This window comes from Sphingomonas hylomeconis (genome assembly GCF_025370105.1).
Taxonomy (GTDB): Bacteria; Pseudomonadota; Alphaproteobacteria; order Sphingomonadales; family Sphingomonadaceae; genus Sphingomonas; species Sphingomonas hylomeconis.
Window position 1 is genome coordinate 80,294 of sequence record NZ_JANQBK010000008.1, and the last position, 15,173, is coordinate 95,466.

At 67.4% G+C, this 15,173-nt stretch carries 15 protein-coding genes; 2 read left to right on the forward strand and 13 right to left on the reverse strand.

Annotation, left to right across the window (positions count from 1 at the left end; translation table 11 throughout):
• Positions 1–185 precede the first annotated feature (185 nt).
• The 3 genes from NV401_RS11275 to NV401_RS11285 are packed head-to-tail and all read right to left on the reverse strand — an operon-like array spanning position 186 to position 3,954.
• Positions 186–575, reverse strand: a complete 390-nt coding sequence (locus NV401_RS11275) for a YdbL family protein (RefSeq protein WP_261294524.1) — start codon at positions 573–575, stop codon at positions 186–188.
• Complete coding sequence (locus NV401_RS11280) at positions 575–778, reverse strand: YnbE family lipoprotein (RefSeq protein ID WP_261294525.1); 204 nt, start codon at positions 776–778, stop codon at positions 575–577. Before NV401_RS11280 ends, NV401_RS11275 begins: the two co-directional genes overlap by 1 nt.
• Complete coding sequence (locus NV401_RS11285; RefSeq protein WP_261294526.1) at positions 775–3,954, reverse strand: YdbH domain-containing protein; 3,180 nt, start codon at positions 3,952–3,954, stop codon at positions 775–777. The genes NV401_RS11280 and NV401_RS11285 overlap by 4 nt, the downstream gene beginning before the upstream one ends.
• 103 nt (positions 3,955–4,057) lie before the next feature.
• Here NV401_RS11285 and radC point away from each other — a divergent pair, with 103 nt between their 5' ends.
• Positions 4,058–4,741: a RadC family protein gene (gene radC / locus NV401_RS11290; protein WP_261294527.1), complete on the forward strand. Its 684-nt coding sequence runs from the start codon at positions 4,058–4,060 to the stop codon at positions 4,739–4,741.
• Between the two features lie 13 nt (positions 4,742–4,754).
• On the opposite strand, the gene NV401_RS11295 is transcribed toward radC, so the two are convergent.
• From NV401_RS11295 to NV401_RS11340, 10 genes are all read right to left on the reverse strand, one after another.
• Positions 4,755–5,399, reverse strand: a complete 645-nt coding sequence (locus tag NV401_RS11295; RefSeq protein ID WP_261294528.1) for a glutathione S-transferase family protein — start codon at positions 5,397–5,399, stop codon at positions 4,755–4,757.
• A gap of 69 nt (positions 5,400–5,468) precedes the next feature.
• Complete coding sequence (locus NV401_RS11300) at positions 5,469–6,338, reverse strand: dienelactone hydrolase family protein (RefSeq protein WP_261294529.1); 870 nt, start codon at positions 6,336–6,338, stop codon at positions 5,469–5,471.
• Between the two features lie 175 nt (positions 6,339–6,513).
• Entirely contained in the window at positions 6,514–7,614 is a 1,101-nt protein-coding gene (locus tag NV401_RS11305) for an MBL fold metallo-hydrolase (RefSeq protein WP_261294530.1), read from the reverse strand.
• A 159-nt stretch (positions 7,615–7,773) separates the two neighbouring features.
• Positions 7,774–8,457: a DUF1013 domain-containing protein gene (locus tag NV401_RS11310; RefSeq protein ID WP_261294531.1), complete on the reverse strand. Its 684-nt coding sequence runs from the start codon at positions 8,455–8,457 to the stop codon at positions 7,774–7,776.
• Positions 8,458–8,561: 104 nt separating this feature from the next.
• Complete coding sequence (locus NV401_RS11315) at positions 8,562–9,584, reverse strand: glycosyltransferase family 4 protein (protein ID WP_261294532.1); 1,023 nt, start codon at positions 9,582–9,584, stop codon at positions 8,562–8,564.
• Between the two features lie 5 nt (positions 9,585–9,589).
• Entirely contained in the window at positions 9,590–10,471 is an 882-nt protein-coding gene (locus NV401_RS11320) for a UDP-2,3-diacylglucosamine diphosphatase (protein ID WP_261294533.1), read from the reverse strand.
• Between the two features lie 101 nt (positions 10,472–10,572).
• Positions 10,573–11,160 (reverse strand): hypothetical protein, encoded by a 588-nt coding sequence (locus NV401_RS11325; RefSeq protein ID WP_261294534.1) that lies wholly within the window; start codon positions 11,158–11,160, stop codon positions 10,573–10,575.
• Positions 11,161–11,297: 137 nt separating this feature from the next.
• Positions 11,298–12,974, reverse strand: a complete 1,677-nt coding sequence (locus tag NV401_RS11330) for a flotillin family protein (RefSeq protein ID WP_390903629.1) — start codon at positions 12,972–12,974, stop codon at positions 11,298–11,300.
• 17 nt (positions 12,975–12,991) lie between these two features.
• Complete coding sequence (locus NV401_RS11335) at positions 12,992–13,603, reverse strand: YqiJ family protein (RefSeq protein ID WP_261294536.1); 612 nt, start codon at positions 13,601–13,603, stop codon at positions 12,992–12,994.
• A 183-nt stretch (positions 13,604–13,786) separates the two neighbouring features.
• A complete protein-coding gene (locus NV401_RS11340) occupies positions 13,787–14,791 on the reverse strand; it encodes an NAD(P)H-quinone oxidoreductase (RefSeq protein WP_261294537.1) in 1,005 nt (334 codons plus the stop codon).
• Positions 14,792–14,883: 92 nt separating this feature from the next.
• On the opposite strand from NV401_RS11340, the gene NV401_RS11345 reads away from it, so the two are divergent.
• Positions 14,884–15,081 (forward strand): DUF1192 domain-containing protein, encoded by a 198-nt coding sequence (locus NV401_RS11345; protein WP_261294538.1) that lies wholly within the window; start codon positions 14,884–14,886, stop codon positions 15,079–15,081.
• The last annotated feature ends 92 nt before the right edge of the window (positions 15,082–15,173 follow it).

A 15,173-nucleotide genomic window follows, 5' to 3' on the forward strand; every position in this document is an offset into this window, starting at 1 on the left:
TTAGGAAAGGGGTCCGCCCAAGTCAACTCTAGTGGCGCGCGCCTTACCCCACCGCCTCGTCATCCCGGATTCGGTCCGGGATCCAAGGTGCCGCAGGCGCTGCGCTATCGCCTCTTGCTCCTTCCCTAGCCGCCCGTTGGATCCCGGACCAAGTCCGGGATGACGGGGGTAGGCACCGAATCACCTCAAACGCAGGCATCGCTCCGCGTCGGCGGCGCCGAGGTCCGCGTGGCCCAGGCGCCGCCCGCGCCCGGACCGGGGAGACGATATTTCTCGCCCGGCACGGTCTGCGCGATCAGGTTGCAGCCGAAGGTTACGCCCTGATCGTTGATCGTCACGCCCGCCGCGGCGGCCTTCTCGGCATAGGTCGCCTTGCGCTGGATGTTGATCTTGTCGACGATCGCCTGGATCGCCGGCCCGCCGCTGACCACGCCGAGATAGCCATTGGGCTGCTCGCCGATCTGCCCCGCGGCGCGCGCCGCGGCATAGGCCGGATCGCGCTGCGCGATCGCGGCGGTCGACATCGCGGCAAGCGCCAGCGCGCCCGCGATCCAGAACTTACCCTGCTTGGTCATCAGAAAATCCCCGGATTCGCTTTGATGGTCGATTTCGCCTCACCATCGAGGCGGTATACGACTTCCTGCTTCACGTTGATATTGAGATTGATCTCGATCGGCTTGTCCGGCGCGCTGACATTCACGCAAGCCGAACTCGCGCCAATCGCGGTCGCTCCCAATGCCCCTATGAGGCTTCGTCTCCACATCACTGAAGCTGTCATGGCACGGTCTCGCTTTCTTGAGGCTGAACGGGTGGGGGCGCGGCTGGGGCTGGCGGCGTCGCCGGTGGCGGCTTGGCCTGGCGATCGCGCTCCTCGATCAGCGCGGGCAGGTTGCGCTCGACCAGCCGGCTGGGATCGTAGAACGAGCGCGCCGAATCGAACAGACCGCGGAACGGCGCCTTGATGCGCACATTGAACACCAGCGGCAGCCGCTGCAGCCGATCGAACAGGAAATTGCGCTTGGTGCCCGCCCCCTGGCTAACTCCGGCGAAGCGCACTTCGGTCACCATCTCGCCCGACAGCGGCCCGTTCATGACCAGATCGAGGCTGCGATAGCGCAACGATTTGAGCGCCTGGAACGCGTAATTGCCCCAGAAGCCGAGATTCTCCTTCGACACCTCGCCGAGATAGGCGATCGTCCCGCCGCCCGGCCGCACCGTCAGCCGGCCATTGTCGACCCGCCCGCCGGTCGAATCGAAGATCATCGGCAATTGCCCGTCGAACACGCCGGTCGCATCGAGATTCTCGAATTCGAACTGCGACAGGAACTTCGCCGCCTCCATGCCGGTCACGGTCAGCGTCATGCGCCGTTCCTGCGCGGCGGAGAAGTCGAGCAAGGTCGGCTCGAGCACCAGCGATCCGCCCGCGAACGGCCAGCGCCCCTCCTCCACCCGTACGCGCGCCTCGGGCAGCGTCTGATAGCGGATCACACCGTCGGTCACGACGATGCCGGTGTTGATCGTCTTGATCGTCGCCACCTGCCCCGGCGCACTCTGCAGCGCGAGCAGGTCGGTAAAGCGGATCTCGGTCGCGATGCCCGAAACGGGCCCGAGCGCGGCAGCGAGATCCATGTTGCCGGTGCGGAACACGCCGTCGCTGGTCACCGCCTGGGAAGACCAGCGGATATGCCCCTCGCCCGTCACCGTGCCGACGACATTGGCGATCACGCCGACGGTGAGGCGCGTCAGATCATCGGGCTGCAGACCCTTGTCGGCAAAGGCCAGGCTGGGGACGATCAGGTCCGCCGTGCCGCTGCCTTTCGACAGATCATGGACGATATCGACCGTGGCGACCGTCGCGGTCCTGCCCGGCGTCATCAGCCTGCCCTGCGCGGTGATCCGCCCGTTCGCCAGCCTGAGCGTCACGCCCTCGGCGGCGAGCGGATTGAAGCGCGGCTCCGGTGCCGCGTCACTGACGGCCATCGCCCCGTCCAGGTCGAGCACACCGCCTTTCAGCCCCCAGGTGCCCGCCGCCGCCGACAGGATCAGCGGCACGTTGCCGATCTGCCCGCCGCCACCGGCAAAGCTGCCCATGACCGTGCTGCCGCTGATCCTGCCGTCGAGCGCGCCGAAATCGAGCCGCGTCACACGCGCGGGCGCGCCGATCCGCACCGCGACACGGCTGAGCCCGAACGCCATATCGGACAGCCGCAGCTGCGCGTTGCTCGCCGCCAGGGTCAGCGGCGAACTGCCGAGCGCGCCGACCAGCCGCGGCGCCGCGATCGCTGCGCCGCCGCTCAACCGCGTTCCGTTCAGGCTGACCAGCGCCCCGTTGATCGGGCACAGCCGCAGCTGCGTCGGCCGCAGCACCAGCCCCGACACCGCCAGCCGCTGGAAGCCGATCGTGCTGCAATCGGGATTGATCACCACGCGGCCACGCCCGTTCCAGAGCCCGTCGAGCGGCAGGACCAGCGCGTCGACACGCCCGTCGCCGAGCGGCCCCGACAGCGCCACCTGCGTGGTGAAGCGGCTATTGCCCCCGGGAGTCGCGCTGAAGCGCAGCGGCGTCAGCGCCAGGCTCGCGCCGTCCGCGGCATAAGGCTGCAGCAGCCGCGCCACGCCGGTCACCGGCGCGCCGGGGGCCGCCTGTGCCAGCGTCACCTCGGCCGACGGGAAACCGCCGCCGCGCAGCGACAGCGTACCGCCCAGCTGCAGCGCACCGCTGCGCGGATCGTAGCGCATCGTGCTGCGATCGAGCGTCGCCTGCAGGCCGGAGGCGGCGCTGAGCCGCACCGTGCCCAGCCGCACCGGCCCGTCGCTGCTCGCCGCGAAGCGCGCCTCGCCGTCGAGCGACCGGCCCGCCGCCACGCCGGCCCGCGCCAGCGCCGCGGCGAGCGGCGCGAGCGGCGTGCCGGCCGCGCTCGTCCCCAGCCGCGCCACCGCTGCCAGGCGTTGCGGCGACAGCGCTACGCCCGCCCAATCGATCACGCCCTGCTCCAGCGCCAGCCGCGTCCCGAGCGTGTAATCGCCGGTGATTCCCACGCGTCCGCCCGACGCCTCGGCACTGACGAACCGGCCGCTATCGAGCTTTACGCTACCCTTGGCTTGCGCCGCGGTGCCGACGAACGACACCCGCCCGGCGATCGATTCCGTCCGCGCCAGCGGGTGCCGCACTGCGCGCGTCGCCAGACGTGCCGTGCCGTTCCAGCGATCGAGCGCCGCGCTCAGGGCGACATCCAGGTCCGCGCCGATCCCCGCGACGCGGGTCGCCCCGCACGTCACCATTGCCGCGCGTGCCGGCCCGCGGAACGAGGGCGCCGCCTTGGCCACGCCGATCTTCATCGCCGCTGCCACCCCGGTCGCCACGCAGCCGTTCGACGTCAGCCGATCCGATACCGCCGCCAGATTGCCCGAGAACCCATCATCGAGCTGGCCCCGCCCGCTGAGCTTCAGGCCGACCAGCCCCTGCGGCGTCTCCAGCCGCATCCGCGCGTCCGCCACATCGACGTTCAGCGCCGGCAGCGCGAACGGCTTGCCCGAGGGCGGCGGCATCAATCTGTCGAGCGCACCGAGCGAGAGCGTCCCGTTCACCAATCGCCCGCGCAGCCGCACCGCGCCGGCGCGCACCTTGTTCACGCTGGCGCCGGAAAAGCCGATATCGGTGGAAAGCTCGATCCAGTCCGCCACCAGGTCCGGCCGCGCCGGATCGCCGAGCACGACATTGGTCAGCCGTTGCCGCCCGAGCCCGAGATCGGCGATGTCGTACGTCGCGGGAACGCCCTTGCCGGCCAGATAGCGGTTCACATAGCCAGCCGCGATCGGCTTGCGCTGCGTCCACAGCGCGATCAGCGCGACGAGCAGTAGCAGCGCGAGAATGCCGATGATGCGCGCGCCACGGCCCAGGCGCGGGATGCGGCGGCGGCGTGGGCGTGCTTCGAGCTCGTCGTCCGCCGTCACGCCGTCATTCACTCCCAGGGGCCTACGCGCCCTGCCGCCAGCATAGGGGCCCCGCCGCGTCATGCAATTGCGCGAACGCAGGGTGTTGATAATCTGCCGTGCGATGAGCGAGTCCGAGCCCGACAATACAGGCCACCGCGCCCGCCTGCGCCAGCGGCTCAACGAGGGCGGCGGCGATGCGTTGCTCGATCACGAACTGATCGAATATCTCCTCGCGCTCGCCATTCCCCGGCGCGACACCAAGCCGCTGGCCAAGGCGCTGCTGCACGAATTCGGCGGCATCGCCGGCCTGCTCACCGCCGACGCGCAGGCGCTTGCCCGTATTCCCGGCATGGGCGAAACCTCGATCGCGGCGCTGAAGATCGCCCATGCTGCGGCGCTCCGCCTGGTAAAGGCCACGGTCGCCGACCGGCCGGTCCTCGCCAACTGGCAGGCGCTGCTCGATTATCTGCGTGCCGACATGGCGCATGACGGGATCGAGCGGTTCCGCGTGCTGCATCTCAATACCAAGAACATGCTGATCCGCGACGAGGTGATGAGCAAGGGCTCGATCGACCAGGCCGCGGTCTATATCCGCGAGGTGATCCGCCGCGCGATCGAGTTCGGCTCGGCGGCGATCATCCTGGTGCACAACCATCCGAGCGGCGATCCCGCGCCGAGCCGCGCCGATATCGAGATCACGCGCAGCATCGCCGAGGCGGGCAAGCGGCTCAACATCGCGGTGCACGATCACGTCATCATCGGCGCCAGCGGCCATGCCAGCCTGCGGGCGCTGGGGCTGATCTGACCCCGCGCCCGGCCTAGCCCTCGGCGGTCGCGCCTTGCGCCGCGGCGATCAGCGCATCGTCGAGCGCGCCGGCACGCTTATAGGCCGGCCGCGCGAGAATGCGGGCGAGATAGGCGTCGAAGGCGTCGCGCTGCGGCAGCGAGCCGAACTGCTTGCCCCAGGCGATCTGCGATCCGGCATAGACGTCCGCCGCGGTGAACCGGTCGCCGGCGATATAGTCATGCGCCGACACCGCCTGTTCCAGCACGTCGACCATCAGATCGAAATTGCCATAGCCTGCCATCCGCCCCTGCTCGGTGGTCGGCGCGAAGCCCATCGACTTGTTGGTCACCGCCTGCTCGGCCGGGCCGGCGGCGAAGAACAGCCAGCGATAATAATCCGCCCGGTCCGCCGGCGGCGGGGCCAGGCCGGCCGCGGGAAACGCATCGGCGAGATAGGCGCAGATCGCCGCCCCCTCGGTCACCACTTTGCCATCGTGGACGATCGCCGGAACCTTGCCCATCGGGTTGATCGCCAGATAGTCCGCGCTTTTCATCGATCCTGCCGCGGTCGGATCGTAGCCCAGCACCACCGTCTCGTACGGAGCGCCCGTTTCCTCGAGCATCCAGCGCGCGATTCGGCCACGCGACATCGGATTGGTATAGAAGGTAAGGCTCACGGGGCATCCTCCGACAAAGGTCTATTGCGAGAACAATAGTGGAACATGCGACGCCGCCGCGTCAAGTCGTTACGCTAGCGATCTGTCAAATAACGCGAGCATCCGGCCCCAGGCGCGGTCGGCCTGCGCGGCGTTGTAGACCTTGCTGTCGGGCGGGCACCAGCCGTGCATCGTGCCCTTATAGACCTCGATTTCGGCCGGAAGATGGGCCGCGGCGAAAGCGCTGCGCAGCCCGTCCTTGTCGGTCGGGGCGCGTGCGTCATCATTCTCGGCGATGGCGAACAGATAGGCCGCCTTCATCTTCGGCGCCATCAAATGCGGACTGTCCGGCTTGTCGGTGACCAGCCCGCCGCCGTGGAACGAGGCGCCGGCGCGGATCCGATCCGGGCGCAGCGCCGCGGTGATCATCGTCATCGGCCCGCCCATGCAATAGCCAGTGCTGGCCATGCCCCTGCGGGTATCGACAGATTTCTGCGCATCGAGGAACGTGGTAAAGGCTTGCGCATCTCGCGTGGTGGCCTCTGTGGTGAGGGCCGTGCGCCACGGCGCGATGCGCGCGCGCACCTCGGGCTGGTCGTAGCTCTCGCCGGACTTGAGGAACGGCGCCTTGGTGCTGCGGTAGAATTGATTGACGACGAGCACGGCATAGCCGGATTCGGCAAGCCGGTTGGCCATCTGCTGGAATGCCGGGCGCAGGCCCATGATGTCCGGCCAGACGAGCACGGCGGGGTGCCTGCCACTGGTCGGCGCGACGAAATAGGCGTCGGCGCTGCCATCGGGCGTCTTGATCGTGACGTTCCTGCCCTTGACCGGCTTGGCATCAGCCGGGCTGGGGAGCAACATGGCGAGCCCGACCGCGCCGGCAGCGGCGCCGAACTGGCGGCGCGACAGGCCGGCAAGATAGGTCGCATTGTCGTCGGCGGTATGTTCGTCGCACATCCACTGTCTCCTGAGTCGTGAGGAAGGCTAGCGCCTGATGGCGGAGGCGTCACTAGTTCCCCGGCGAAGGCCGGGGCCCAGTCGTGGCTCGATCAGAAACCGCCGCCGTGCGCTGTCACTTCCGCCAGCGCTACTGGGCCCCGGCCTTCGCCGGGGAACGGCTATGCCTTTGCGGCTAGACGGCGCGATACCACCACACGCCGTCGCGAACGTCCTTCGCCGCCCTGCCCTCCACTTCCAGCCGGCGCAGATGCGCGAGCGCTTCGCCGGTCGCCATGCCGAGCATGTCGGGGCCGATCGCGCGGCGGAACAGGCGGCCGAACACGTCCACGGCGCGTTTCCCCTCGCCGAGAAAGGCGTGCAGCTCATTCAGCCGGTCGCGATGCTCGCGGTCCATCGCGTCGAGCCGGGCGTGCAGGCCGGTGAACGGGTCGCCATGCCCGGGCAGTACCAGCAGATCGGCCGGCAAGGTCTTCAATTTGGCGATCGAGGCGAACCATTCGCCCAGCGGATCGGCATTCGGCTCGGTCACGCCGAGCGAAACATTGGGGCTGATGCGCGGCAGCACCTGATCGCCGGCGATCAGCACGCCGCCCGTCTCGTCGAGCAGACAGGCATGTTCGGGGCTGTGGCCGGAGCCGACGACAACGCGCCAGTCGGTGCCGCCGAGCGTCAGCGTGTCGCCGTCCTTGATCCGCGTGTAGCTGAGCGGCAGCGGCGAAACGATGCGACGGAAGCCCGACCAGCCGCGCGCCGCGGCATGCGCGACCTGCTCCTCATTCCAGCCGCAGCCGATGCGGAACGCGGTGACCTCGTCCGGCACGCTGTCGCGCGCGTCGGCGACGAGCATCTGCGCGGTGAGCCATTCGCCGCGGGTCATCAGCAGCGGTGCGGCATGGTGATCGCACATCCAGCCGGCCAGCCCGATATGATCGGGGTGCATGTGCGTGCCGATCATCTTTGTCACGCGGACGCCGGCGAGCGGCCCCTTGAACACCGCCTTCCAGCCGTCGCGCGCGTCGCTGGTGTTCATGCCGGTATCGACCAGCGCGACGCCGTCGCCGCGATCGTCGGCATCGTCGATCAGCCAGCAATTGACGTGTTTCAGCGGGCCCGGAATGTGCAGCCGGACCCAATTTATGCCGGGCGCGACGGACATCACATCGCCGCTGGCGGGCTCGGCGCCGCCGAACGGGTAGGTCAGGCCTTTGTGGCTCGTCGGGACGAAACTTTCGTCCGGAACATAGGCGGCGTCAGGGTTGGGTTTGCTGGACATAGGTTGCGGGTAGCAACGGAATGGCCGGCTAGTCACGCGACAAATCTTCTACCGTCATGCCGGACTTGGTCCGGCATCCAACGTGCCGCACAATCACCGGCGGATTGGTTTGCGGCGCGTTGGACCCCGGACCAAGTCCGGGGTGACGATAAGGTGCGCTCAGCTCTTGAACAGATTCTCCGCGGTGCGCTCGATCGGCGCGGACATGCCCTCGCCACCTTCCACCGCTTCGGCATCGAGCGCGGCCTGCGCGCGCTGGGCGCGCAGTTCGGTGATCAGCGCTTCGCGGTCGCCGTCGAGCTTGGTGTCGACCACCGGCTCGAGGCCCGCCGCCTTGCCGGCCTTGGCCACCGCCGCGTCGAGCTCGCGCTGCGTCGTCAGGCCGAGCGTCACCGGATCCTTCGGCGTGATGTTGGCGATGTTCCAGTGGCTGCGATCGCGGATCGCGGCGATCGTCGTGCGGGTGGTGCCGATCAGGTTGCCGATCGCGCCGTCGGTGATTTCGGGATGGTTGCGGATGATCCAGGAAATGCCGTCCGGCTTGTCCGAGCGCTTCGACACCGGCGTGTAGCGCGGGCCCTTGGTGCGGCGGACCTGCTCGGGGCCCTTGATGATCTTGAGGCTGTACTCGGGATCGGCCTGGCCCTTGTCGATCTCTTCCTGCGTCAGCTCGTGCGCGCGGATCGGATCGCGGCCCGTCAGCTTGGTCGCGGCGGTATCGTCGGCGATCGCCTGGATCTCGAGGATGTGGAGGCCGCAGAACTCGGCGATCTGCTCGAACGACAGCGAGGTATTGTCGACCAACCAAGAGGCGGTGGCATGAGGCATGAGCGGCTGGGCCACGGGAAACTCCTAGAAACAGAAAGGGCCGCCCCTTTCGGAGCGGCCGCGCTGCACCGTGATGTACCTTTATTGGCAGGCACTAGCAAGGCGCGTGGTGGCGGCGCTCAGGCGGCGAGCGCCTCGGCATGGACGGGCACCAGCGCGGAGACGAATTGCCGCGCGCTCGCCGCCCAGGTGAACCCCGCGCCGAACGCCGCGCAGGCGGCGCGATCGCGCGTCAGCGCGCGGGCGATCGCCGCGTCGAGATCCTCGTCCATCGCCGCGACGGAGTCGTCGAGGACATCGATCGGGCCGGTAACCGGATAGGCCGCGACCGGCGTGCCGCAGGCGAGCGCCTCGATCATCACCAGCCCGAACGTATCGGTGCGGCTGGGGAAGACAAGCACGTCGGCGGCGGCATAGGCGGCCGCGAGGTCGCTGCCGTACAGGCCGCCGAGGAACAGCGCGTGCGGATATTTCGCCTCCAGCGCGGCGCGCGCCGGGCCGTCGCCGACCACCACCTTGGTACCGGGATGCGCGCTATCGAGAAAGGCGGCGATGTTCTTTTCCACCGCGACCCGGCCGACGTGCAGCAGCACCGGGCCAGGCAAGGCGCGCAGCACCGGATCGGGCGTCACGGCCGGCGAGAAGGTGGCGAGATCGACCCCCCGCCCCCATTGCCGGACGTGATTCAGGCCATGTGCGTTGAGCGTGCCGGCGATCGACCGGGTCGAGGCGAGGATCGACTGCGCGGGTGCGTGAAACCAGCGGATATAGCGCCAGATCCAGGCCGGGTTCACGCCGGTGCGGGCCGCGACATATTCGGGGAATTGCGTGTGATAGGCCGTGGTGAAGGGAAAGGCGCGCGCGAGGCACCAGCGCCGGGCGGCGAGGCACACCGGCCCCTCGGTCGACAGGTGGATCGCCTGCGGCCCGAACGCCTCCAGCATCCGCCCGACCGCGCGGGTCCGCGCGAAGGCGAGGCGGATCTCGGGATAGGTCGGGCACGGCATCGAGGCGAACAGATCGGGCGAGACGACCAGCACCTCATGCCCCTGGGCGCGGAGTTCCGCGCTGACCGTCTGCAACGTGCGCACCACCCCGTTGACCTGCGGGCTCCACGCATCGGTGACGATCGCGATGCGCACCGGGCTCAGGCCGCCAGCATCGCGATTTCCAACGTGCCGATCCCCTCGCGCGCGGCGATCTCGTCGGCCCAGTGGAGCAATTCCATCCGCCCGTCGAAATGCTCGACCAGCGCGGTGCAGCCCTCGACCCAGTCGCCGTCGTTATAATATTTGATGCCGGCGATATCGCGATATTCGGCGGTGTGGATATGGCCGCACACCACGCCGTCGACGCCGCGATGCGCCGCGGCCTGCGCCACCACTTCCTCATAGTTCGAGATGAACTCGACCGATTTCTTGACCTTGGCCTTGGCGTGCTTGCTCAGCGACCAATAGGGCATGTTGAAGAAGCGGCGATAGGCGTTGAGCCCGCGGTTGAGCGCCATCAGCAGATTGTATGCGGCATCGCCGACATGCGCGAGCCAGCGATGCGCCAGCGTGATCGCATCGAATTCGTCGCCGTGCAGCACCAGCAGGTGGCGGCCATCGGCGGTGGTGTGGATCGCCTGGCGGCGGATTTCGACGCCGCCGAAATCGAGCCCCGCAAACTGGCGGAACACTTCGTCGTGATTGCCCGGGATATAGACGACGCGGGTGCTGCGCTTGGCGCGCTTGAGCAGCCGCCAGACGACATCGTTATGCGCGACCGGCCAATAGAACTTCTTGCGCAGTCGCCAGCCGTCGATGATGTCGCCGACCAAGTACAGCGTATCGCTGTCGACATGATCGAGGAAGTCGATCAGCATCTCGGCATTGCATCCGCGGGTGCCGAGATGGACATCGGAAATCCAGATCGTGCGGAATTGCCGCCGCCCGGATATGGTCCGCTCGGGAATAGCAGGCTGGGAATTCGCGAAGTCCCCCAACTCCGCGAGATTATCCAACCCGATCCTGGTGACGACGCTCATGCTGCCTGCCCCGCATCATTCCTCAATGACGATGCCTATGCCGGATCATTGTTACAGGATGACGGAGCCCTTGGCCTAGTCTTGCCCCGGCGCCGGCGCGCTCAGATCATCCCGAGCGCGTCGCGACGGCGCCGTTGCGCGCCAAACTCGAACGCGCCGATGCCGAGCAGCGCGAGGACGAACAGCCACCCCCACCAATGCGGCCAATAGGCATAGTCGCCGGCGTCGAGCGGCTTGGCCATCGGCACCTTCACCTGGCGCAGATAGTCGTCGGTGATCGGCGCGATGACATATTCGTGCGGCGTTTCGTAATAGAGCACATGGCCGTGTTCGGTGCTCGCGGTGAACGGCAGGCCGATCGCGGCGCCCTCGCGGATCGAATAGCCGAAGCGCAGCGGCGTCGCCTGCGCCAGCGTATCATAGGCGGGTTCGGGGGCGGCGCCGATCGACAGCAACGGGCGGCGGGCGAATTTGGGGATATGCACGCCGTAATCGTCGAGCGAGCGCTTGAACGTGTCGGGCAGCGCGCCCTTGGGCACCAGCGCGCCGGGAATGACCTTGGAACGGGTGCCGTAGAACAGCACGCGATCCGACAGCACGAGCGTGATAGCGGTGACCAGCACGAACACGCCGAGCAGTATGGAGCGGATCGTCTCGTCCCGCTGGATCACCGGATGTTTCTGCGCCATGTTTCCCCCTTGGCCCGTCGCCCCCCCGACGGCACGGCCCGCCCTACGCGCGATCCCCGCCCGGCGGAAGCTGGTGTCTCGTGTAGTTCCTTGTCACGCGTGCCACTCGAGATCCCTGGCTGCGCCGGGCTTGCGGATTAGTCGGCCGTCTTTGCTTGTGCCGATGCATCCGCTGGCTGGTCGATCGCGCCGGAGCGCGCGAGCGCGTCGAGCGATGAGCCATCAAGGCCTAGTTCCTTCATCAGGCCATCGATCAGCGGCGCCTGTGCTCGATAACGCAAGGCGGCGGAGACCGCGGCGTTAGCGAGGTTGCCGTCGCCGTCATCCGCGCCGACCGTCGCCTGTCCGGCGCCGCCGTGCCCGGTGATGCCATCGACCTGTACGATGCGGATGCTGTCGATCTGCTCCATCGGCTTAGCGGCTTCTCGGATCAGTTCGGGCAGCACTTTGAGCAGAGCAAGCTTGGTCGCAAGCGAGACCTGATCCGAGGACAGGATGTTCGATGCTTCGTTGACCGCGCGCTGGCCCGCCGCCTCGACCTCGAAGCGCAGCCGATCGGCCTCCGAGCGGAAGCGCGCGGCATCCGCCTCGCCCTCGGCGGTGAGGCGGATCGCATCGGCGCGGTCGGCCGCGGCCTGTTTCTCCGCCTCGGCCTGCACCTTGATGCCAATCGCGGCGCGCTCCGCCTCGCGCGACGCGTCGATCAGCTCGATGCGCTTCTGGCGCTCGGCCACCTCGGCTTCGCGCGCGGTGCCGACGCGTTCCTCGGCCACGACCGCCGCGGCCCGGGCATTATCGGCTTCGGCGCGCGACTGGCTTTCCTCGCGGCTCTTGTTCTGCACCGCGATCTGCTGTTCCTGACGCGCGAGTTCGAGCGCCTGGGCCTGCGCGATCTGCGCCTCCTTCACTGCGCGATCGGCGATGATCTGCGAATTATCCACCTGCTGCTTGGCCTCGATCCGCGCCTGATCGGCCTCGCGCGTACGCAACGCCTGTTCGCGCGAGACTTCGGAGGCCTGGCCGGCGCGCTTCAGCTCGATCTCGCGTTCCTGCTCGAGCCGGGCGAATTCGGTATCGCGACCGATCAGGAAGGATTGCCGCTCGGCCTCGAGATTCTTGGTCTCGATCTGAATTCGCGTATCCTGCTCGATATCGTTGCGCGTCTTCTTGCGCAGTTCGATCTGCTCGGTCAGCTTGGTCAGGCCTTCGGCGTCGAACGCGTTGTTGGCGTTGAAATGCTCGATCGACGTCTGGTCGAGACCGGTGAGCGAAACGGATTCAAGCTCCAGCCCGTTCATCGCCAAATCGGCAGAGGAGACCTGCTGCACCTTCTGGACGAAATCAGCGCGCTGTTCGTGCAACTGGTTCATCGTCATGCCGGCAGCGACCGAACGCAAGGCGTCGACGAACTTGCCCTCGACCAGCTCCTTCAGCGCATCGGGGTTCATCGTGCGCATTCCGAGCGTCTGCGCGGCGGTGGCGATCGACTGCGCATCCGGACGGACGCGGACGTAGAATTCAGCCTTCACGTCGATGCGCAACCGATCGAGTGTGATCAGCGCATCGGTATTCTTGCGCTCGACCGCGAGGCGCACGGTGTTCATGTTGACCGGCATGGTTTCGTGAAACACCGGCAGCACCAGCGCGCCACCATTGATCACGACCTTTTCGCCGCCGAAACCTGTGCGCACGAAGCCGATCTCCTTAGAGGCGCGCTTGTACAATTTAGCGATGATCAGCCCGAGCACCAGCAGGGCGCCAAGACTGACGCCGGCATAGATCAGATACGGCAGCACCGAACCCGTCTGGGTCACCACGTCGTTCATTACGGTCAGACTCCGATATGCGGCAGGCGATGATCGCCGCGGGAAATGGCACGGAACAGGTCGTTCTCGCGGCGAACGAGCAGGATGGCCTCACCCTCCTCGAAAGTTTCGGAGGCGGAATTGGGCTCGACCATCACATAATGCGCCTGCCCATATTGATCCTCGACACGGGCGCGAGCGGGCGAGCCGTGCGTGGCGCGACCCGTAACGATGCGCGCGGGCTCGCCAACGAGATCGTCGAGCGTGATTGCCGTGGTGTGATCACCGGGCAGGATGCGCGCCAGACCGCGCGCCGCGAAACCGGTGAGCGGAAGCGCGGCGACGACCGCAAGCGGAATGGCGATCCAGGCCGCAAGCAGGTGTCCGGTGATGTCGTGCAATGCCTGCTGCCCGACCAGCCCGATCGTCCCGAACAAGGCAAGGAACACGACGAGCAGCATGAGTAACGGCAGCCGCCCAACGCCGAGCCAGCCGAGCAAATCGGGGTGCGAATCGAGATCGGCATCCAGATGCGTATCGACGCTCAGGCCGATCGCCTGCACGACGCCGATCAGCACCATCAGCAGCAATGCCGAAACGAAGACGACGTTTTCCGACGCCGCGATGAAATTCAGCATGTCCCCGTCCCCATGCAGAGGGGATAGAGCGGTGTTGGAGCGCGTTCTAGTGGAATCGGTGGGGGTTAGGACGAAGAACGAAAAAGTGGCTGCCCTGTCGTCGGCAAGGGCCGGACCGCTATGGACAGGTGTGCCGCGGCTCACACGGCAGCCCCGACCTCCGGCGGCGACGAAGTCTCGACGTCAGCCCTCCATCACCAACACGATCTTGCCGACATGATCGCCCGCTTCCATCCGCTCGTGCGCTTTCGGCGCATCGGCGAAGGGGAAGGTCTTGTCGATCGCCGGCTTGAGCCGGCCGGCCTCGACATGCGGCCAGACGGTACGGACCAGTTCGTCCGCCACCAACGTCTTGAACGTCACGTCGCGCGGGCGCAGCGTCGATCCGGTGAGCGTCAGGCGGCGGCGCATGATGTCGAACAGCGGAATCGTCGCCTGCGCGCCGCCCTGCACCGCGATCGAGACGTGCCGGCCGTCCTCGCCCAAGCATTGCAGGTTGCGCGGGACATAATCGCCACCGACCATGTCGAGCACGACTTGCACGCCCCTGCCCTCGGTGATCGTCTTGACCCGCGCGACAAAATCTTCGTCTTTGTAGTTGATCGCGTGATCCGCGCCGAGCGCAACGGCGGCGGCGCATTTCTCGTCGCTGCCGGCAGTGACGATGATCGTCACGCCGAACAGCTTGCACAGGCCGATCGCCATCGTGCCGATGCCGCTGGTGCCGCCATGGACCAGCACCGTATCGCCTTCGGCGGCAAAGCCGCGCTCGAACAGGTTGGTCCACACGGTGAACAGCGTTTCAGGCATCGCTGCGGCCTCGACCATGGTCAGCGCCTCGGGCACCGGCAGGCATTGGCCCCAGGGCGCGACGGCATAGTCGGCATAGGCGCCGGCGGTGATCAGCGCGCAGACCGGCTGGCCGATGATTTCGGGCATCACGCCCTCGCCGACCGCGACGATCGTACCCGATATCTCCATGCCCAGGATCGAGGACGCACCGGGCGGCGGCGGGTACAGCCCCTTGCGCTGCATCACCTCCGGCCGATTGACGCCGGCTGCCGCGACGCGGACCAGCACCTCGTCGGGGCCGGGCACCGGCACCGGTCGTTCGACCAGCACGAGCACCTCGGGGCCGCCGGGGGCTTGCGGATCGATCGCCCGCATCGTCATCGGAAGCTCGTTCATTGGATCCGCGTCCCCCTGTTTTACCCGTGCATAGTTACGCCGCACGCGGCTGCTTATTGACATCGGCACCCACAGGGTCAACTTTCTTCCCCATGGATCTGGACGAGATTTTCGCCGGCACGCCCGATGACCCGCTGACCGCGCTGACGCGGCAGGATCTCGACCCCCTGTCCGTGACCGAACTCGACGTGCGGATCGCCGCACTCGAGGCCGAGATTGCCCGGACGCGGATGAAAAAAGAACGCGCCGTTAACCATCGCGCAAGTGCTGACGGGCTATTCAGGCGATGACCCGGGATGCGCCGGCCGAGAGGAATCACCGGGGCATTTTTCAAGTGCTTGTTACAGGGGCGTTGCCTTTCCACATTGTAGGAAAGGGCCGC